The organism is Candidatus Methylomirabilota bacterium, from assembly GCA_035260325.1.
Classification (GTDB): Bacteria; Methylomirabilota; Methylomirabilia; order Rokubacteriales; family CSP1-6; genus AR19.
Map to the genome: position 1 here is coordinate 1 of DATFVL010000101.1, position 20,072 is coordinate 20,072.

18 protein-coding genes and 1 riboswitch are annotated in these 20,072 nt (G+C 71.1%); of the genes, 13 read left to right on the forward strand and 5 right to left on the reverse strand.

The features are described 5' to 3' along the window. The 5 genes from VKG64_07040 to VKG64_07060 all read left to right on the forward strand — a co-directional run. Positions 1-379 (forward strand): ABC transporter permease (locus tag VKG64_07040; GenBank protein ID HKB24795.1); only part of this gene is annotated, 379 nt, incomplete at its 5' end. Positions 380-394: 15 nt separating this feature from the next. After that, positions 395-1,594 carry an amidohydrolase family protein gene (locus tag VKG64_07045; protein ID HKB24796.1) on the forward strand — a complete coding sequence of 400 codons (1,200 nt, stop codon included), beginning with the start codon at positions 395-397 and terminating at the stop codon, positions 1,592-1,594. A 41-nt stretch (positions 1,595-1,635) separates the two neighbouring features. Further along, positions 1,636-2,523, forward strand: coding sequence for a fumarylacetoacetate hydrolase family protein (locus VKG64_07050; protein ID HKB24797.1), 888 nt, complete (start codon positions 1,636-1,638; stop codon positions 2,521-2,523). Then, entirely contained in the window at positions 2,516-3,148 is a 633-nt protein-coding gene (locus VKG64_07055) for a hypothetical protein (GenBank protein HKB24798.1), read from the forward strand. Before VKG64_07050 ends, VKG64_07055 begins: the two co-directional genes overlap by 8 nt. A 28-nt stretch (positions 3,149-3,176) precedes the next feature. Further along, positions 3,177-4,751 (forward strand): tetratricopeptide repeat protein, encoded by a 1,575-nt coding sequence (locus tag VKG64_07060; GenBank protein HKB24799.1) that lies wholly within the window; start codon positions 3,177-3,179, stop codon positions 4,749-4,751. Positions 4,752-4,764: 13 nt separating this feature from the next. On the opposite strand, the gene VKG64_07065 is transcribed toward VKG64_07060, so the two are convergent. Beyond that, positions 4,765-7,290, reverse strand: a complete 2,526-nt coding sequence (locus VKG64_07065; protein HKB24800.1) for a FecR family protein — start codon at positions 7,288-7,290, stop codon at positions 4,765-4,767. A 202-nt stretch (positions 7,291-7,492) separates the two neighbouring features. On the opposite strand from VKG64_07065, the gene VKG64_07070 reads away from it, so the two are divergent. The 3 genes from VKG64_07070 to VKG64_07080 all read left to right on the forward strand — a co-directional run bounded on the left by VKG64_07070 (position 7,493) and on the right by VKG64_07080 (position 10,146). Then, positions 7,493-9,544: a CHASE2 domain-containing protein gene (locus tag VKG64_07070; GenBank protein ID HKB24801.1), complete on the forward strand. Its 2,052-nt coding sequence runs from the start codon at positions 7,493-7,495 to the stop codon at positions 9,542-9,544. Positions 9,545-9,738: 194 nt separating this feature from the next. Then, a complete protein-coding gene (locus VKG64_07075; protein HKB24802.1) occupies positions 9,739-9,927 on the forward strand; it encodes a hypothetical protein in 189 nt (62 codons plus the stop codon). 42 nt (positions 9,928-9,969) lie between these two features. Next, positions 9,970-10,146, forward strand: a complete 177-nt coding sequence (locus VKG64_07080; protein HKB24803.1) for a hypothetical protein — start codon at positions 9,970-9,972, stop codon at positions 10,144-10,146. A 3-nt stretch (positions 10,147-10,149) separates the two neighbouring features. Here VKG64_07080 and dut read toward each other — a convergent pair whose 3' ends face one another. Further along, on the reverse strand, positions 10,150-10,581 hold the full coding sequence (gene dut / locus VKG64_07085) for a dUTP diphosphatase (protein HKB24804.1): 432 nt from the start codon (positions 10,579-10,581) through the stop codon (positions 10,150-10,152). Between the two features lie 67 nt (positions 10,582-10,648). Between dut and VKG64_07090 the strand changes: the two genes are divergently transcribed. Further along, positions 10,649-11,857 (forward strand): CoA transferase, encoded by a 1,209-nt coding sequence (locus tag VKG64_07090; GenBank protein HKB24805.1) that lies wholly within the window; start codon positions 10,649-10,651, stop codon positions 11,855-11,857. Here the strand turns inward: VKG64_07090 and VKG64_07095 are convergent. Next, the gene (locus VKG64_07095; GenBank protein HKB24806.1) at positions 11,850-13,811 is read right to left on the reverse strand and encodes a cyclic nucleotide-binding domain-containing protein; all 1,962 of its coding nucleotides are present in this window, start codon (positions 13,809-13,811) and stop codon (positions 11,850-11,852) included. The genes VKG64_07090 and VKG64_07095 overlap by 8 nt on opposite strands. 46 nt (positions 13,812-13,857) lie before the next feature. Here VKG64_07095 and VKG64_07100 point away from each other — a divergent pair, with 46 nt between their 5' ends. The 4 genes from VKG64_07100 to VKG64_07115 all read left to right on the forward strand — a co-directional run bounded on the left by VKG64_07100 (position 13,858) and on the right by VKG64_07115 (position 19,134). Beyond that, a complete protein-coding gene (locus VKG64_07100; GenBank protein ID HKB24807.1) occupies positions 13,858-15,084 on the forward strand; it encodes an MFS transporter in 1,227 nt (408 codons plus the stop codon). Between the two features lie 8 nt (positions 15,085-15,092). Continuing rightward, positions 15,093-15,161, forward strand: a riboswitch (Fluoride riboswitch). Positions 15,162-15,244: 83 nt separating this feature from the next. Beyond that, positions 15,245-16,309, forward strand: coding sequence for a DUF6062 family protein (locus VKG64_07105; GenBank protein ID HKB24808.1), 1,065 nt, complete (start codon positions 15,245-15,247; stop codon positions 16,307-16,309). A gap of 13 nt (positions 16,310-16,322) precedes the next feature. Further along, positions 16,323-17,360 carry a cation:proton antiporter gene (locus tag VKG64_07110; GenBank protein HKB24809.1) on the forward strand — a complete coding sequence of 346 codons (1,038 nt, stop codon included), beginning with the start codon at positions 16,323-16,325 and terminating at the stop codon, positions 17,358-17,360. 106 nt (positions 17,361-17,466) lie between these two features. Continuing rightward, a complete protein-coding gene (locus tag VKG64_07115; protein ID HKB24810.1) occupies positions 17,467-19,134 on the forward strand; it encodes a dynamin family protein in 1,668 nt (555 codons plus the stop codon). On the opposite strand, the gene VKG64_07120 is transcribed toward VKG64_07115, so the two are convergent. Both VKG64_07120 and VKG64_07125 read right to left on the reverse strand, forming a co-directional pair. Further along, on the reverse strand, positions 19,131-19,541 hold the full coding sequence (locus tag VKG64_07120; GenBank protein ID HKB24811.1) for an HIT family protein: 411 nt from the start codon (positions 19,539-19,541) through the stop codon (positions 19,131-19,133). The genes VKG64_07115 and VKG64_07120 overlap by 4 nt on opposite strands. After that, positions 19,526-20,047, reverse strand: a complete 522-nt coding sequence (locus tag VKG64_07125) for a periplasmic heavy metal sensor (GenBank protein ID HKB24812.1) — start codon at positions 20,045-20,047, stop codon at positions 19,526-19,528. The genes VKG64_07120 and VKG64_07125 overlap by 16 nt, the downstream gene beginning before the upstream one ends. Between the last annotated feature and the right edge of the window lie 25 nt (positions 20,048-20,072).

The window sequence follows — 20,072 nt, forward strand, 5'->3', positions numbered from 1 at the left end:
CCGGGTGGTGCGGGCCACCGCCCTGGCGGTGAAGGAGAACGTCTACGTCGAGGCCGTGCAGGCGCTCGGCGCCTCACGGCACCGCATCGTGCTGCAGCACATCCTGCCCAACGTCATGGCGCCCTACATCATCATGGTGACCGCGCAGCTCGGGGGCGCGATCCTCGCCGAGGCCGCCCTGAGCTACCTCGGCCTGGGCACGGCCGAGCCGACGCCGTCGTGGGGGCTCATGCTCTCGGGCTCCGCGCCGTCGTACGCCGAGAAGGCGCCCTGGATCGCCCTGTTTCCCGGCATCGCGATCAGCCTCGGGGTGTTCGGCTTCAACCTCTTCGGGGATTCCTTGCGGGACGCGCTCGACCCGAAGTTACGGCGCGGCTGAGCGGAGGGACCACGCATGGCACGCGGCGCATATCGCATCTTCGATGCAGACACGCACATCATCGAGCCCGCGGAACCCGTCGAGGAATATCTCTCGGCCGCCGACCGCGCGAAGCTGGCGGCGCTCGGACCGCTGGTCAAGCGCTCGCCGGCCAAGGCGGGCATGTCCCGGTACGTGGTGGGCAAGCGCCCCCAGCTGAACCGCCGCCTCGGCTCCCGCGACCGAGTGGACCCGCCGGCCTCGGTCACCCGCGGCCTGAAGGACGGCGGCACCCCCTGGGACGTGCGCTGGCAAGGCCCGCCGTTCCCGACCGACCGCGTGAGCTTCGATCCGCACGCGCGGGTCAAGGACATGGACATCGAGGGCGTGGACGTGAACATGATCCTGCCCTCCGGCGGCGTGCCCGCGTTCTGCGGCCTGGAGGACGTCGCCCTGGAGCAGGCCATGTACCAGGCCTATCACCGGTTCCTCCAGGACTATTGCGCGCCCTATCCCGAGCGGCTGACCAGCGTCATCCTCGTCTCGGCCCGTGACGTCGCCGCCTCGGTCGCCGAGATCCGCCGCTGCGGGAGCGCGGCCTGGCCGGTCGGCATCTTCCCCATCTGTCCGCCGGAGCTGTCGCTCGACGATCCGGCGTGGGAGCCCATCTGGGCGGCGGCGCAAGACCACGACCTGACCGTCGTCATCCACTCCTTCACGATGACGGTCCCGTACCCGCCCGGCACCTGGGACACCTGGGACAACGTCTTTCTGCAGCGCGCGGCGGGTCACGTGTGGAACGCCCAGCGCAACATGGCGGCGCTGATCGGCGCCGGCGTGCTGGACCGCTACCCGCAGCTCCGCCTGACCTCGCTCGAGTGCGGCCACGGCTGGCTGGCCTTCTGGGCCGCGCGTCTCGACGAGCTGGCGGAAATGAGCCGGCACGCGCTGCCGCCACTCAAGCACCGGCCGAGCGAGTACATCCGCGGGCCGCAGTACTTCCAGAGCATCCAGCTCCACGAGGGCGAGCAGTCGCTGCGGCACGCGATCGAGGCGCTGGGCGAAGACACCTTGATGTTCGCGACGGACTATCCGCACTCGGAGAGCTGGTTCCCGAAGTCGGTGGACGCGGTCCTCGGCTGGACCTCGATCTCCGAGACGGCGAGACGGAAGCTCCTCTGGGAGAACGCCCTGCGCTGCTACCGCCGCTACGGGGTCCGCGCGCTCAGGAGCTAGACGCGATCGAAAGGACCGACGCGCCGGTCAAGCTCCTCCGCGTGCACCTTCCCGACCTCGGCGCCGCGTGGGGCGTCGTCGAGGGGACCGACGTCAGCGTGATCGCGACCGACGGCGGCACGGGCGGCGCGTTCCTCGCGTCGCTCCTCCAGCTGCCGAGCCCGGCGCGGGCCCTCAGGCGCGGCCGGGCCGGCGCCCCGCTCGCGTCCGTGCCCCTCGCGTCGCTTCTCGGCGCCCCGCCCGACCCCGCGCGGCCGCACCTCCTGGCCCCGCTCGACCACCAGGAGGTCTGGGCGGCCGGCGTCACCTACGAGCGGAGCCGGGTCGCCCGCATGGACGAGACGAAAGGCGCCGAGCGCTTCTACGATCTCGTCTACGAGGCCGAGCGGCCCGAGCTGTTCCTCAAGGCGACGCCGTCGCGGGTCGCGGGGCCGAACGCCCCGGTGCGGATCCGCGCGGACGCCGCCTGGAACGTCCCCGAGCCCGAGGTCGCCGTGCTGTTCTCGCCGCGGCTCGAGGTGGTCGGGTACACGATCGGCAACGACATGAGCTCGCGGGACATCGAGGGCGAGAACCCGCTCTATCTGCCGCAGGCGAAGGTCTATCGCGAGTGCTGCGCGCTCGGGCCGGTGATCTGGCTCGACGAGGACCCGCCCGAGCACCGCGCCCTCAAGATCACGATGCTCATCGAGCGGCGCGGCGCCGTCGCGTTCGCCGGCGAGACCTCGACGGCATCCATGAAGCGCCGCTTCGCCGAGCTGGGCCGCTGGCTCGGGCGCGACAACGTGTTCGCGAGCGGCGTGTTCCTCCTGACCGGGACGGGCCTGGTCCCGCCGAACGACTTCACCCTCAAGGCCGGGGACATCGTCCGGATCACGGTCCCGGAGATCGGCACGCTCGCGAACCCCGTGGTGCAGGGGCGTGGCTGACCGGCGGCCGAGGTTCGGGCTCACGCCGCGCGAGTGGCGCGCCTTCCGCGCGCTCCGGACACCCGTCGGCGTGCAGCGCGCGCTCGACGCCATGCGCTACCACCACGCGGACACCTCTTGGTCGCCGCGGCACGTGCTGCGCACGCGCACCGCGCATTGCCTCGAGGGCGCCATCTTCGCCGCCGCGGCGCTCCGGGTGCTGGGCTTCCCGCCGCTCCTCCTCGACATGGAGGCCGAGCAGGACACCGACCACGTGGTCGCGATCTTCAAGCTGCGCGGGCACTGGGGGGCGATCGCCAAGTCGAACTACTCCGGCCTCCGGTACCGCGAGCCCGTCCACCGGACGCTGCGTGAGCTCGTGATGAGCTACTTCGACGACTACTGGAACCTGCGCGGCGAGCGGACCATGCGCCGCCACTCGCGTCCGGTCAACCTGGCGCGGTTCGACCGGGCGCATCCCGACTGGATGACGACGGAGGGCGACATCTGGTTCATCGCCGAGCATCTCTGCGACATCCCGCACACCCGGCTCTTTCCGCCCGCCGTCGCGCGCCATCTGACCCGGGCGGACCGGCGCTTGTTCGCGGCGGGCCTCGTGGGACGCAGCACTCCCCCATTGCGTTAGCGAAAGCAATCAGCTATAACGGCGCGCAGTGAGCCGCCGCCTGCTTGCGCCCGCTGCGCTGTTGGTCCTCGCCCTCTCGGTCGGCCGGGTGGCGCCGGCCGCCGCCCAGACCTCCGAGGCCGACGTTTACGTCGCCCAGGCCATCCTCGAGATCGACGAGAAGAAGTACGACGAGGCTCTGGCGAACCTCAAGAAGGCGCTCCAGATCAACCCGGACCACACCGAGGCGCTCTACTACACCGGCGTCGTCTACTCCGCCCAGCGGAAGCCCGCCGAGGCCGTCCCGTTCCTCGAGAAGGCGCGCGCGAAGGCGCCCGGGGACCCGGCGATCGCCTTCCAGCTCGGCCTCGCGTACTTCGCCCAGCAGGAGTACGAGCGCGCCCAGCCGCTCTTCGAGGAGGTGTTCAAGACCCACCCCGACCTCGACGGCCTCGGCTACTACACGGGCTTCCTTCGCTACCGGAACAAGGACTACCGGGGCGCGCTCGCCGCGTTCCGCGCGGGGCGCTCGAGCGACGTCGAGATCCAGCAGCTCACGCGCTTCTACTCAGGCCTGGCCTTGGGCGTGCTCGGCATGTCGGAGCAGGCCGCGGCCGAGGTGGAGCAGGCGCTGCGGCTGGCGCCGGGCACCCCGCTCATCGGGCCGGCCGAACGGCTGCGCGACACGATCGTCGCCGCGCGCCAGGCCGAGCGACGGCTGTCCGTCGAGGTGCGCGTCGGCGCCACCTACGACGACAACGTGGACGTGCGCCCGACCGTGAACAACCGCGAGCCCCAGGTGGCCGAGCTGCGGAGCCACCGCCACGAGTCGTTCGGCGAGCTCTTCGGCGCGCGGGCCGATTACGTCTGGTGGAAGACGGACGAGTGGCAGTCGACGATCGGCTACTCGTTCTTCACCGTCTACGACAACGACGTGCCGAAGTTCGGCGTCATCAGCCACGTGGGGAGCCTCGGGGTGTCGCACCGCGTGTCGTTCGGGGAGCTTCCGGGCCTGCTCAGCGCGCAGTATGCCTGGGACACGCTGGCCCTCAAGGGCAAGGAGTTCCTCACGCGCAACACCCTGACCGTCAGCGCGGCGGTCGTCGAGAGCGAGATGCACCTGACGCAGATCTTCGGCCGCTACCAGAACAAGGACTTCCAGAAGGAGACCAACCCGCGGCCCATCCGGCAGGAGGACCGCAGCGCCGACAACTGGATGTTCGGGTTCCTCCACTTCGAGCGGTTCGCGCAGGACAAGCACTTCGTGAAGGCGGGCTATCAGCTCGACTACGACAACACCGGGGGCGCCGACTACGAGTACGTCGGCCACCGCTTCAGCCTGGGCGGCCAGTACACGCTGCCATGGCGGGGCATCCGGCTGAAGTACGACTTCGACGCGCACCTCAGGGCGTACACCAACGTGAACGCACTCTTCCCGACGTACGCCCCGAACAGGAAGCAGCGGGAGGACGAGGAGCTCGTGAACGTGCTACGCGCCGAGATCCCGCTGCCCCGGAACCTGACCCTCGCGGCCGAGTATCAGAACACGCGGGTCCACTCGAACCTCGAGGTCTTCGACTTCGCCCGGAACGTCTTCTCGGTCGTGCTCTCCTGGTCGTACTGAGCCGCAGGCTCGGTTAGTTTCCGACCTTCACCTTGCTGCCGCTGCCCTGGATCGCCACGAGACTGCCCGTGAGGCTCGCGAGCGGCGTGGTCGGCGTCAGCGTCACGCCGTTGATCTTGATCGTTCCCGCCGAGCCGAGGCGTGCCAGCGCGTTCGGGCTGGTGACGCGGAGGCTGTCCGCGAGCCCGTAGACCGGGATGCCACCGATGATCGCGGTGGGCGCGAAGCTGTTGGTGACGTTGAGGAGGTTGCCGTTCCCGCTGAAGCTCACCAGGGACTTGCCGATGCGGACGTTGGAGCCGCCGGTGATGTTCAGGAGGAGGCCGTTGAGGATGTTGACGATACTCCCACCGGAGAGGGAGAGGAGGCTGCCGGCGATGTTGAGCTGGCTGCCGCCCGCGACATTGACCAGGTTACCATTCGTCACGGTCAGCGAGGCGGCGTTCAGGTTGATCATCGCGATCGCATCGTTCGGGATCGAGACCTTCGCTTGGCCGACGAGGTCGACGGTGTGGGCGCCGGTGGTGAGCGACGCGCCGCTGATGAGGTTAAGGAGGGGCGCGGTGGCCTCGAGGAGCGCGGTGTCCACGCGGTAGGCGCTGCCGGCGACGTTGACGACGGCGCCGTTGGTGGCCTCGAACACGGGCGACTCTGCCCCCGGCTGGAGGGGCCGGTCGCTGCCGAGGGTGAGCCCGGTATCTCCGTCCAGCTGCGTGTTCCGGGGCCGCCCGACGAGATCGAAGAGGTGCCCGGCGCCACCGGTGCCGACGTTGAGCGTGCCACCGTTCATCGACACGAGCGGCTCCGCCACGCTCGTCTGGATGATCTCGCCACCGTTGTCGATGCGCGTGAGGCTGCCCGCCGCGCTCACGATGCTGTCGCTCATCCGGACGAAGTCGCCCGCGGTCGTGACCCTGCTCCCGCTCAGCCAGAGCAGCGGATCGCTGCCGGAGCCTGTGACTGTGTAGCCGGCGATCTGCAAAAAGCTGCCCGCCGACTCGAAATGCTCACCGGTGGAGCGGAAGAGAGGACCGCTGAGACTGAGGAGGACAGGCGGATCGTCGATGTACGTCTCGATGTTTTTGATGACGAGGAGCCGGTTGGCGTTGCTGAAACCGAGCTCACCGAAGATCCAGTCGGAATCCAGCAGTAACGTCAGGCGCCCGGCGCCGCGGACCAGATCGCCGCTGTCCCATACGGCGCCGACCGGTGTTCCGTTCGCGCTAGTCACGAGAACGTTAGCGCCCGAGATTCCCCCGATCCCTCCTGGCGCGAACGCTGTCCAGGTCGTGAGGACGTTGGGGGTCGTTGTGATACGACCCCTGGCCGATGAATTGAAGGAGTACGGCCCACTCGGCGAGCCGAAACCAGAGAGCGTGATCCCCGAGCCGCCGACAACCACCGATCGAAGAAACGGGACGAGGGAGTTGTTGAGCGCGTCGCAACACCCTAGTTGATGCTCGCCGGTGAGGTGGAGCCCGCGGCCGAGCGCGAGGAAGGCTGCAAGGCGCGTCTGCTCGTCCGCGGTCAATGCCGCGAACGCCGAGATATGCCAAATGGTCCCGAAGGACGAGAGGTTCATCGGCAGCGTCGACACGTTCATCGTGACCGTGTGCCCGAAGCCGGCGAGGTCTGACGAGAGCGTGCTGCCATTTGCGCGGTCACCGAACACGAGGATCCCGGTCGGTGTCCCGGCAGGCTTGAAGCCCCCTCCGCTGACCACGGCCCCAACGCCGCCGCCGAGATTCTGCGATCCGCCGGGGAGAAGAGGCGCCGTTGGCGTGATCTGCACCGGTGGGGGCGGGGGCGTGTCGCCGCCGCCGGCGACCTGCGGGAGCCCCGCGCCCTGGTTGAAGGTCACGACGGTCGTGCCGAATGCCTGCTCGTTCGAGCCCTGGCGGCCGGCGGCCATGTTCTGGCCCTGGAGCCCGAGCCCTGCCGCGCCCTGGTTGCTGAGCTGCTGGCTCATCACCGGAATGAAGGTCGGCAACTGGGTCCCGAGGCCGCTGGCGAAGTTGCCGGGGCCCATGTTGAGGACGGTGGTGCCGAAGGTCATGGTGCCGGTGCCGCCGTACCAGTAGCCGTTGGTCGTCACGCCGCCGGGGCCGCCCGGAGTGGCCTGGGCCGTGGCGCGGATGACCTCTATGATGAAGACGGTGCCGCGGACGGCGGCGACCGCGTTCGGCGTCTTGACCTCGATCTGCTCGCCGGGCTTCATGCGCTCGCGGGCGACGGCGACGGCGATCTTGCCGACGTCGAGATCGACCGTGGTCTTGCCGGGGACCTCGGTGATGGTGAGGGACGAGCGCTCGCGGACGGTGACGACGGCCTTGCCGCCGAGGAGCAGGCGGACAATGGAGCGGTCGAGGGTGACGATGCGGTCGTTCTGGAAAACGTCGTCCTTGAACTTGAGGGCGACGGGCTGGGGGGCGGCGCTGCGCGCGGCGGTGGCGGAGCCCTCGAGGTTGGTGACGATGCCGGCCCTGGTCTGGGCGACGGCCGCCGCGGGCCAGAGCGTGACGAGGAGTGCGAGCGCCACGACGAGACGAGCGAATCTCAGCATATATGCCCCCACATGAGCCCTACCGATCGAGCGGATCCAAGCACGACGGGCCGTGGCCCGCGACACCCTCGGTCAGGGGACCGATAGGTTCCGGCGACCTTACGCCGAAATTCCTCGGTATTCTCGGGGCAAGACTTCCCCCTGTCAACGTTCTTCCTGATGGCTTAGAGTGACGCCGATGGACGCATTCCGGAAACTTTGGGGCGGCGTCGGCGCCGCGGTCGTCACCGTCGCGCTCGTCTGGGCCGGGGTGCTCGAGCCGCTCGAGACCTGGTCGCTCGACCAGCTCTTCGCGTTCCGCGGCGCGCGCGCCCCCCGGGCGCCCGTCGTGATCGTCACGATCGACGAGTCGTCGAACGCCGAGCTGAACCTCCAGTGGCCGTTCCCGCGCGCGCTGCACGGCGAGCTCCTCGACCGGCTGAGCGCCGACCGCCCGCTGGCGATCGGCCTCGACATCATCTTCGACACGCCGTCGTCACGCGGCCCGAAGGACGACGCGGCGCTCGGCGCGGCGGTGGCGCGCGCCGGCAACGTCGTCCTCGGCGCGGCGCCCACGGAGGACGTGCAGGCGTTCTACACGCGCGTGGACCTGAACCCGCCGATCCCGGTCATCCGCGCGGGCGCCGCGGCGGTCGGTCCGGTGAACCTTTACAAGGACGGGGACAGCGTCGTGCGGCGGGCGCCCATGAGCCTCCGGGTAGGCCAGCAGACGATGCTCGGCTTCGACGCCGCGATCCACCAGGTGGCGAAGAAGGCGGGGCTCGCGGTGGCGCCGCTGCCCGAGGTGCCGATTTTCCTCGTCAACTTCCGCGGCGGCCCCAACACGTTCCCGTGGGTGCCGTACTACCGGGTCGTGCGCGGGGAGATGGATCCCGGGACGTTCCGCGGGAAGATCGTCCTCGTCGGCCCGACCAGCGAGGTCTTCCACGATCTCTTCCCCACGCCGTTCGCGCGGAGCGGCGAGATGCCGGGCGTCGAGATCCACGCGAACGCACTCGAGACGCTCGTCGCCGGGAACCCGATCCGCGAGATCCCGGCCTGGGTGAGCGCGGTCCTGGCCGTCGTCGCGGGCCTCGTCGGCTCCGCGCTCGTCGTGCGCCTGCGGGCCCTCCGCGCCCTCGGCACGGCCGTCCTCCTCTGGGTCGTGCTCACGCTCGGCGCCTTCGCGGGCTTTGCCCTCGCCGACGTCTGGATGCGCGGCATGGCCGGCACGGTCGCGCTCGTGCTCGGCTACGGCTCGACGGTGGTCGAGCACTTCGTGCGCGAGCAGCGGGAGAAGCGGCGCCTCTCGCGGTTCTTCTCCCCCGACGTCCTGCGCTCGGTCGTGCGGGGGAGCGACGAGAACGCGCTCGAGTCGAGCCGCCGCCTCGTCACCGTGCTCTTCTCGGACCTCCGCGGCTTCACGTCCATCTCCGAGAAGCTCCAGCCGGAGCAGGTCGCGGAGATGCTGCGCGAGTACCTGACCGAGATGACCCAGATCGTGTTCAAGCACGGCGGTACTGTGGACAAGTACATCGGCGACTGCGTGATGGCGCTCTACAACGTGCCGTTCGAGGACGCCGAGCACGCGGTGAAGGCCGTGCGGACCGGGCTCGAGTTCCAGGAGCGGACGCTCGCCGCCGCCGCGCGCTGGGAGGAGAAGTACGGCGTGACGATCCGGAACGGCGTGGGCATCAACACGGGCGAGGCGATTGTCGGCACGCTCGGCTCGCAGCAGCGCCTCGAGTACACGGCGATCGGCGACACCGTCAACCTCGCGGCGCGCCTCGAGTCCATCACGAAGGACTACCACGCGGCCATCATCATCAGCGAGTCCACGTACGAGTACGTGAAGGGCCAGTTCCCGACGCGCGGGCTCGGCGAGGTGACCGTCAAGGGCAAGAGCGTGCCGGTGAAGATCTACGCCGTGCTCCCACCGGACATCCGCAAGTACCCGCGCGCCGCTCTCGACGCCGGCGCCGTCCTCACCGACCCGGTCACCGGGCAGGTCCGCCGCGTGCGCACGCGCGACATCAGCGAGGGCGGGCTCGCCCTCACGGGCGTGCCGGCCGAGTGGACGACGGGCAGCAAGATCCAGATCCGGCTCGAGGGCGGCGACCTCCACAAGCCGATCATCGCCGAGGGCACCATTCTGTGGCATCGCGGCGAGGACGCTGGCGTCACCTTCACCCAGGTCGAGGCCGAGTCGGTCGCCGAGTACGTGTCGAGCCGCCAGGGCCACCGCGCGTGAGCGATGTGATGAGGTAGCGGAGCTTCTTCTGAAGGGAGGAACTCATGAAGCGTCTTGTCGGAGTCCTTTGTGTGATCGCGCTCCTCGGCGCCGTCGCGGCGCCCGCCGTCGCTCAGCAGCCTGCGCCTCCGCCGGCCATGCCAGGCGCCGGCCCACACGGACCCGGGCCCGGCGCGCAACCGCCGGGCGGATTGATGGGCGGCGGCATGGGCATGATGTGCCCGATGATGATGGGCATGATGGGCGGCGGGGGCATGATGGGCGGCCAGCAGGATCCGAAGCTCACGGGCCGCATGCTCCAGCTGCACGGCGAGATGATGAAGGCCATGGGCGACGTGCTCATGAAGCACGGCAAGGCCCTGGAGACCCAGCCGCCGAAGTGAACTTTTGATCGCCTCCCCGCGTTGGTACGCGGGGAGGCGCGTATGACAAGGTGTGTCCGAGCGGCGCTCGCGGTGCTGCTGCTGACGCTCACGACGACCGGGTGCGCGGCGACGGCCGCGGGCCCGCCGCCGACCCCGGAGCAGGAGTGCCAGCGGTCGGGCGGGACGTGGCGCGGCACCCGCTGCGACCAGTCGGGGGGCGGAGGCGGCGGCTACTGAGCGTCAGGCGCCGGTGGAGCCGAAGCCGCCGGCGCCGCGTTCGCTCGGCGGCAGCTCGTCCACCTCGACGAGCTCGGCGCGCTCGATCCGCTGGACCACGAGCTGAGCGATCCGCTCGCCGCGGAGGAGGGTCACCGTCGCCCCGGGGTCGTGGTTCACGAGCAGCACCTTGATCTCGCCGCGATAGCCCGCGTCTACGAGCCCCGGCGTGTTGACCAGCGAGACGCCGTGGCGGAGCGCCAGCCCCGAGCGCGGCACGACGAACCCGGCGCAGCCGGGCGGGAGCGCGACGGCGATCCCCGTGGCGACGAGCGCGCGGGCGCCGGGCGCGAGCGTCACGTCCTGCGCGGCGTGGAGGTCGAGGCCCGCGTCGCCCTCGCGCGCGTACGCGGGGATCGGCACGCCGGCGTCGAGCCGCTTCACGAGCACGCGCACTGGCTCTCGCGTCAACGCGCCGAGGATCGGGCCGGGGCGCGGCGGCGTCAAGCGGTAAGATGCGGCCGTGAGCGACTCCGGCCCCGCGCTCGCGGGCGTCACCGTCCTCGACCTCGCCACGTTCCTCGCGGCGCCCGTCTGCGCGACGCTCCTCGGCGAGTTCGGCGCCGAGGTCATCAAGGTGGAGCAGCCGGGCGTCGGCGACGACCTGCGGCGGCTCGGCCGCGCCGCGCCGACGGGCGCCTCCTACTGGTGGCTCGTCGAGGCGCGCAACAAGAAGTCCATCACCTGCAACCTGCGCGACCCCGAGGGCCAGGCGCTCCTGAAGCGCCTCGTCGCCGGCGCCCACGTCGTGACCGAGAACTTCCGCCCGGGGACGCTCGAGCGCTGGAAGCTCGGCTGGGACGAGCTCTCCGCGGTGCGACCCTCGCTCGTCATGGTCCGCATCTCGGCCTTCGGCCAGACGGGGCCGCGGCGCGCGCGGCCGGGCTTCGGGCGCATCGCGGCCGCCGTCGGCGGCCTCGCGTATCTCTCCGGCTACCCCGACCGGCCGCCCGTCTCGCCGGGCACGCCGACCGTGCCGGACTACCTCGCGGGCGTCTTCGGCGCCGTCGGCGCGCTCGTGGCGCTGCGCCACGCCGAGCGCACGGGCGCGGGGCAGGTGGTGGACGTGGGCCTCTACGAGCCTGTGCTGCGTGTCCTCGACGACGCGATCGCGGTCTTCGGCGCGACGGGCCGCGTGCGGGAGCGGATCGGCTCGGGGACGGAGAGCGCGGTGCCCCACGACCACTACCAGAGCCGCGACGGGCGCTGGCTCGCGATCGCGTGCACCAACGACCGGATGTTCGAGCGCCTCGCCCAGGCGCTCGGCCGGCCCGAGCTCGCGGCCGATCCGCGCATGGCGACCACGCGCGCGCGACTCGAGCACCGCGGGCTCGTGGACGACCTGGTCGCCGCGTGGGTCGCCGAGCGCGACGCGGACGCCGCGCTCGCCGCGCTCGAGGCGGCGGAGGTGCCGTCGTCGCTCGTCGCGAGCGTGCGCGACCTCTTCGAGGACCCGCAGGTGCGCGCGCGCGAGGACATCCTCTCCGTGCCGGTGCCGGGGCTCGGGACGCTCGCGATGCCCGCCGTGGTCCCGCGGCTCACGCTGACGCCGGGGCGCGTCGAGCGCGCGGGCCCGGCGACGCCAGGCGAGAACAACGAGGAGATCTACGGCGAGCGGCTCGGCCTCCCGCGCGCCGAGCTCGAGCGGCTCCGCGCGCGCGGCGTCATCTGACGCTGCCGGCCTGCGCCCGCTCCTTGTCGGTGGCGACGACGAGGTTGGACAGCCGCTTGAGGAGCTCGATGGCGAGCTGAGGGCGGTTCCGGATGAGCCACTCGAGCCGCTCGTCCTTGATGACGAGCAGCTCGGTGTCGCTGGTGGCGACGGCGCTCGCCGAGCGCGGCCCCTTGCGGAAGAGCGCCATCTCGCCGAGGGGCTCGCCCTCTCCAACCCGGTTCAGGACCTTCTCGGTCCCGTCGAACCTCCGGCGGATCTCGACGGCGCCCGCGTGGACCACGTACGCCTCGTCGCGCGGGTCGTCGCCCTCGCGGAAGATGACCTCGCCCGCCTTGAACTTCCGCCGCTCGATGTCCCCGAGCGAGAGGTTCTTGTAGATCTCGAGGCCGATCGAGGGCAGGGCCGACTTCCCCTCGACGGGCAGGCGCGCATTCGTCCAGCCGCCGAGGCCGCCCTTGAGGATGCGCACGCTCTTCCAGCCGCGCCGGCGCAGGACGGCCGCGACGTCCGCGCTCGTCGCCTCCTCCGGGCTCGTGCAGTAGAGAACGATCATCTGCTCGGGCTCGACGTTGAGGTCGGCCGTCGCCACCTGTTCGGGATCGAGCCGGAGCGCGCCCGGGAGCTTCAACGGGCTCGTCTCGTAATCGGTCTTCGTCCGGACGTCGAGCAGCACTGGGCTCAGACCGTGCTCGATGAAAGCGATCACCTGCGTCGGCTGCACCCGGTAGCGGTTCTTCCACCAGCGCTTGCCCCACATGCCGCCGTAGGCGCCGAGCGACAGAAGCGTCACGCCGAGCGTCGCCCACGCCCACGCGTACGGCTGCGGCGGCGGGTTCTTCACCTTGTCCTCGGCGTCGCCGAGGAGGCGCTTGACGTCGGCGAGCCCGGGCAGGAGCGCGTCAGCCTCCTGGAGCCTCGCGACGGCGGTGGAGTAGTGGCCGGCGAGGAGCGCCTCGATCCCCGCCGCCCACACGGGATTGAAGGCGCTCTCCCCGGGCTTCGTGACCTCGGTGCCCTGGAGGAACCTGGCGACGTCCTTCGCCGGGACGAGGAAATTGAAGCCCTGGACCGCGCTGCCCGACGACGAGAGCGTGATGAACGTCATCACGCCGACGAGCAGAGCGTCGTCGCCGATCGCCGGCCCGCCGCTGTTGCCGGGCGCGGCGGCCGCGTCGCTCTGGATCACGGTCTGGCCGAGCTGGTCCTGCTTGAAGCCCGACACGGCGCCGTTGGTGACCGAAGCGTCGAGCGCCGCGCTCCGGTTCAGGAGCTCGTGCGCCAGGACGACGCCCGGGAAGCCGAGGATGTGGACGGGGTCGCCGATCTGGCTGTCGCGCTTCGCGAGCGTGATCGCGGGATAAATCCCATCCTTCACGCGCAGGAGCGCCAGGTCACGTCCCGAGTCGGGGAGCGGCTGGTTGGCGTTGTCCACATAGAGTGGCGGGCTGAACTTCTTGACCTCGGCGGGGAGCTTGGTGCCGTTCGAGAGCCCCACGGTGATCCGCGAGAACGGCGTGACCTTGGCGCTCGCGAGGGCCAGGTCCGACGCCTGCCTCAGGAGCTGCTCCTCGACGTCGGGGCGCTGGCCGCGCATGAGCCCGCGCGCGCGCAGCGCGGGCTCCACGCAGGCCCGCTCGATCGCCTTCTTCTTCAGCTCGTACGTCACCCAGGGTGGCAGGCGGTGCGCGGGGTCCACGACGTGCGCGTTCGTGACAACCCAGCCGCGGCCGTCCACGAACCAGCCCGTGCCCGTCTCGACGAACGGCGCCGGGCTCACGGTGACGAGCCCCTGGCCGCAGTTCATCGTGACGTCGGCGCGGACCTCGGCGGTGACGAGCACAACGGCGGGCTTTGCGCGGAGGATGGCTTCCTGGAGCGTGAACGCGGGGGCGTCGCGCGGACCGCCGAGGAGCGCGCTCGCCAGCACGAGCCCAACGAGCCAGGCCCTCATGGGCCGCAACGTATCACGGAGCGCGCGGCCGGTACAATGGCGGGCGATGGACGCGCCGTCGAGAACGGAGGAGCGCGACCGGCGGCCCGGCGGCCTCCGCGCCATCCCGCGGAGCATCTGGGCGCTCGGTCTCGTCAGCATGTTCATGGACATCTCGTCGGAGATGATCCACGGCCTGCTGCCGGTCTTCCTCGTGACGGTGCTCGGGGCGAGCGCTGTCACGGTGGGCCTCATCGAAGGAATCGCCGAGGCGACCGCGTCGATCACTAAGGTCTTCTCCGGTGCCCTCAGCGATTACCTCGGCAAGCGCAAGCTGCTGGCGACGCTCGGCTACGGCCTCGCCGCGGTCACCAAGCCGCTGTTCCCGCTCGCGCCGTCCGTGGGCTGGGTCGTCACGGCGCGGTTCGTGGACCGAATCGGCAAGGGCATCCGGGGAGCGCCGCGCGACGCGCTGGTCGGCGAGCTGGCGCCGCCGCACCTCCGGGGCGCCAGCTACGGCCTGCGCCAGTCGCTCGACACCGTCGGCGCGTTCGCCGGCCCTCTCCTGGCCGTCCTGCTCATGGCGCTGACGCTGAACGACTTCCGTCTGGTGTTCTGGATCGCCGTGGTGCCCGCGTTCCTCTCGCTCGCGCTGATGATCTTCGCGGTGCAGGAGCCCGAGGCGCGGCGCGAGCCCGGCGCCGCTCGATCGCCGATCCGGTCGGCAGACTTCCGGCAGCTCGGCGCTCCGTACTGGTGGCTCGTGCTGATTGCCGCCGTGCTGACGCTGGCGCGGTTCAGCGAGGCGTTCCTCGTGTTGCGCGCCCAGGGCCTCGGCTTGCCGATCGCCCTCGCGCCGATCGTGCTCGTCGTGATGAACGTCGTGTACGCGGCGTCCGCCTATCCGGCCGGACGGCTGTCGGACCGGGTCGACCGCCGGCTCGTCCTCGTGGCCGGCTGCGTCGCGTTGGTCGGCGCCGACCTCGTGCTGGCCCTGGCCGGCGGCGTAGGGCTGGTCATGGCCGGGATCGCGCTCTGGGGCCTGCACATGGGGCTGACGCAGGGCCTCCTCGCCGCGCTGGTGGCGGACACGACGCCGGCCCGGCTCAGAGGCACGGCGTTCGGCGTGTTCAATCTCGTGGGCGGTGCCGCGATGCTCGTCGCGAGCGTCCTCGCGGGCTGGCTCTGGGACCACTACGGGCCGCCGGCGACGTTCTACGGGGGCGCCGCCTTCACGGTCGCGGCCCTCGCGGGCCTCTGGAAAGCCTTGACCGGCGGCCGGCGGGGAGGATAATCGGGGAGACGACCAGGGGCGATGGGGTTCGCCCGAGACCGCCTCGCGCGCGCGAGGCTGATGACCCCTACCGGGTGTGAAACGCCGGTAGGGGTCTTTTTTATTCGGGGAGGGGAGGGCGCAGCATGGCCGTGAAGAGCTACGTTCAGCGGGGCGGGGAGTGAGCGAGAAGTTCATCGGCTATTTCCGCCTCGTGGACGCCTGCGCGCTCGCCGGGTGTCCCGTCTGCCGCTGCGTGGAGCAGGACGGCCGGCGCCAACTCGCCGCGATCATGCACGAGCAGGTCAACGACCCGGACACGCGCCGCCGGCTCCACGCGTCGCGGGGTTTCTGCAACTGGCACACCTGGATGCTGCTCGAAGCTCCGGACGCCAAGAGCGGCGCTGCCATCCTCTACGAGGACCTGATCCGGGTCTTCCTCCATCGTGTCCGGCGCTTGAGGGACCGCGCGCCGTCCTTCCGGGCGCGCGCGGTCGCCGGGCTGATCCGCCGCCGGCTCGCTCCGGTGGTCGTCGAGCTCCAGCGACGCCGGAAGGCGTGTCCCGTGTGCACGTGGTGCGGCGAAGCCGAGACGGGTTACCTGCTCACGCTCCTCCGGTTCGTCGACGACCCGCAGTTCGCGCGCGCCTACGCGAAGTCGGACGGGATCTGCGCCCCGCACCTGCTCGCCGCCGTGGAGATGGGGGCAGGCACGCAAGGACTGGCGTGTCTCCTCGACCGCGCGCTCGCGACGTGGGACGAGCTGAGGAGGGATCTCGATCGGTTCGTCAGCAAGCACGACTACCGGAACGAAGAGTCGTTCACCGAAGCGGAAGCCACCTCGTACCAGCGCGCGTTCGAGATGCTGTCCGGGAGACGGGGTGTGTGGGGCAACGACGTCCATGGGCCGCCGCAGCGAGCGCTCCTGGGCGCCCGATTGCCCTCGACCGAGGGCGCGGGGACCGAGACCGGCATCGAGCGTGACGTCTTCGAGCATGGAAAGCTGGAGCTTCGCGTCAGGGAGCTGACCGAGCAGCTCGCCGAGGCACTGAGCCGCGCCGCCGCGCTCCACTACCGGCTCTCGCGGGTCGCGGAGGACCGGAACGCGCTCGAGCTCAACCTCGCGGGCGAACGGGGCGCGAACGAGCTGGCGATGCGGACGATCGGCGATCTCCGGGCCGAGAACATGCGGCTCCGCGCCGAGCTGTCGGCGCGGCGGGACGCGGCCACCACGCAATCGACCTGACGAAGGGGGGCGAGTGGAGAATCTCCTGATCGCGGTGATCGCGGGCCTGCTCATCCTCCTGGCGAGCGTGGCCTCGGTCGAGCTCGGCATCTCCGTGGCGTTGATCGAGATCACCCTCGGCGTCGTCGCCGGGAACTTCCTCAGCCTCACGAGCCCGCCGTGGATGGATTTCCTCGCGTCGTTCGGCAGCATTCTGCTGACGTTCCTCGCCGGCGCCGAGGTCGATCCACGGGTGATGCAGGAGAAGTTCAAGGAGAGCCTGCTGATCGGCAGCGTGTCCTTCGCCGCCCCGTTCTTCGGTGCCTGGCTCTTCTGTGCCTGGGTGCTCGGCTGGTCATCCGCCGCGGCGCAGATCGCCGGCGTCGCCCTGTCGACGACCTCGCTGGCCGTCGTCTACGCCGTGCTCGTGGAGACCGGGCTGACGCTGACGCCGCTCGGCAAGCTCGTCATGGCGGCCACCTTCGTGACCGACTTCGGCACCGCGCTGGCGCTCGCGCTCCTCTTCATACGACCGACGTGGTGGCTCGTGCCGTTCCTGGGCGTCTCGGTGCTGGTCATCTGGGCCATGGTCGCGCTCCAGCCGTGGTTCTTCTCGCGCTACGGCGAGCGGGTGATCGAGCCGGAGATCAAGGGCGCCGTGGCGGCCCTGCTCGTGCTGATGTTCTTCGCGGAAAAGGCGCAGAGCCACGCCGTCCTCCCCGCCTTCGTGCTCGGACTGGCGCTCGCCCACATCTTCCATCAGCATCCCGAGCTGACGCGAAGGTTCCGGGTCGTCGCGTTCGCCCTGCTCACCCCGTTCTTCTTCCTCAAGGGCGGCATGAACGTGTCGCTGAAGCTCGTCTGGGCGAACCTCGGCCTGCTGGGGCTCCTGTTCGCCGTCAAGCAGGTGACGAAGATCGCGGGCGTGTACCCGCTCGCGAAGCGCTGGGTGCCTGTCGACGCGATGTTCGTCACCCTGCTCATGTCGACGGGGCTGACCTTCGGGACGATCTCCTCGCTCTATGGCCTCAACGCGGGATCCTTGACCAGGCGCAGTTCTCGGTGCTCGTGACCGTGGTCGTGGCCAGCGCGGTGATCCCGACGATCATCGCCCAGCGGTGGTTCCATCCGGCGAAGGCTCCTCGGGCCGTGCGCGCGCGGCCGGCCGGCGCGAGGCAATGACGAGGCGGCTCGCCGTCCTCGCGCGTCTCGCGACCGAGGCTGGCGCGCGCGAGCTCGCCGCCGAGGCCGGCGCGCTCGCCGGGCGGCTCGGGGAAGGACGCTTCTACGTCGTCTGCGTCGGCCAGTTCAAGCGCGGCAAGTCCACGCTCCTCAACGCGCTCGTCGGCGAGCCCGTCCTGCCGACGGGCGTCGTGCCCGTGACGTCGGTCGTGACGGTTGTCCGCCACGGCCCGCGGCTCGCCGCGTGCGTGCGCTTCAAGGAGCGGGACTGGGAGGAGTGCGAGCCGCGGGCGCTCTCGGCCTACGTCTCAGAGGAGGAGAACCCCGGCAACGAGAAGGGCGTCGTCGCCGTCGAGGTTTTCGTGCCGAGCGCCCTGCTGGAGTCGGGGATGTGCCTCGTGGATACGCCCGGGCTCGGCTCGATCTCGCCGGCGAACAGCGCGGCCGCGCGCGCGTTTGTCACGCACACGGACGCGGCGCTGGTCGTCCTGGGCGCCGATCCGCCGATCTCCGGCGAGGAGCTGGCGCTCATCGCCGAGCTCGCGCGCGAGGTGAGCGACGTCGTCGTCGTCCTCAACAAGGCCGACCGCGTGCCCGACTCGGAGCGCCAAGAGGCGATCCGGTTCACCGCGCGCGTGCTCGCCGAGCAGCCGGGCCGGCCGGTCGGGCCGATTCTCGAGGTGAGCGCCGCGGAGTGTCTGGCCGGGACCGGGCCGTCGCGGGACTGGGCGGCGCTCGTCGCACGGCTCGCGTCGCTCGCGCGCGACTCGGGCGCCGACCTCGTCCGGGCCGCGGAACGGCGGGAGACGGCGGCGCTCGTCGACCGTCTGCTCCGCGAGCTCGGCGAGCAGGAAGAGGCGCTGGCGCGGCCCATCGAGGAATCCCGGGCGCGGGTCGAGCGGCTGCGCGCCGCCGTGATCTGGGCGGAGCAGGCACTCGAGGAGCTGGGCCATCGCCTCACCGGGATCCAGGAGCGTCTCTCGCGCGCCTTCGTGGAGGCGCGCGACGGTTTCTTCGGCGGCGCGCTGCCCGAGGCCCGGCGCGAGCTCGTCGCGGCCATCCGTGGGGAGGACGCGACGGGCCCGACCCTGCGGAAGCGCGCGATGGAGCGCGCGCTCGAGGTGACCCGGCGCCTGCTCGACCGGTGGCGGGAGGAGATGGAGCCGCGGGCAGAGGCGCTCTTTCGCGAGGCCATGGCGCGATTCATCGAGCTGGCCAACGGCTTCCAGGACTCGCTCGCCCCGATGGCGGACCTCCCTGGCCTCCCGCGGCTCGACCCCGAGCTGGGCCTCAGAGTGCGCAGCCGGATCCGCTACACCGAGATGCTCGCCGTGGCGCCGGGATCCGCCGGTGCCAGGCTCCTCGATGTCATGGGCGGCCGGGCGTGGCGGAGACGGGCGATCGAACGCGACGCGGGTCGCTATCTGGAGCGGTTGCTCGAGGTGAACAGCGCGCGGATCAAGAATGACTTCGAGGCGCGTGTGGCCGAGAGCCGGCGCCTGCTGGAATCAGAGATCCGCGGTCGGTTGCGAGCGCTGTCGGACTCGGCGGAGCGAGCGCTGGAAAGTGCCAGGCAGGCCCACGCCGAGGGCGCGCCGGCCGTGGGCACGCGGCTCGAACGGATCAGAAGCCTGAGTTCGCTGGTCGAAGCGCTTCGCGACTAACGACCGGGCGCGCTCTGCTCCCAGTAGCGCGCCCTCGCGGGAATGATCCAGCGGATCCCGCCGCGCGGGTCGTCGACGTCGCCGGCATAGCGGGGGATCAGGTGGATGTGCACGTGGCCGACCGTCTGGCCGCCCGCCGCGCCGACGTTGACGCCCAGGTTGAAGCCGCCGGGACGGTGCTCACCCGCGAGCCGGTCCCGCATCGCGTTGACCAGCTCCCACACCGCGGTCTGCTCATCGCGCGTGAGCGCGAAGTAGTCCGCCTCGTGGCGCCGGGGGACGACCAGCGTGTGGCCGGGGGTCAGCGGGAAGCCGTCGGGGAAGGCGGCGGCGAGCTCGTTCGCGACCATGACGTCGCCCGACGCGACGCGGTCACAGAAGACGCAGGCGGTCAGCGCGCGCCCCAGCGCGCCTCGTGGTAGATGCGCCGCTGATCCTCGGTGAGGAGGTCGCGCGTCTTGAGGTGCGCGAGCAGGTGGACGAGCCGGACCTCGCCGCGCAGGCGCTCGACCTCGCGGGCGGCGGCCCGCACCGCGGCTTCGTCGGCGGCGCCTCCCGCGAAGAGCCGGCGGAGCTTCGCCTCGGCCTCGAGCAGCGCGGCGCTCTTCGGGCGGGACTCGGTGAACATCGCGTGCATGAGCGCCTGCGCCCGCGCCTCCTGCGCGGGCGTAAGCCCGAGGCGGTCCTTCAGCTCGAGCACGTGCATCGGGCCGGGGTAGCCGTTCTGGTCGGCGGCGAAGGCCAGGCCGAAGCCGCGCCCCTCGCCCACGACCTGCTCGAACTCCGTCAGGCACGCCTGCGCGGCCTGATGTCCCGGCGCGCCCGTGCCGCCGTGGCCGTGCTGGGCCCACGCCGCGGCCGCGAGTGCCGCGAACGCCGTCACCACCGCCGCCGTCACGCTCGCTCGTCGCATGGATCGTCTCCTTGCCCGTCGGGGC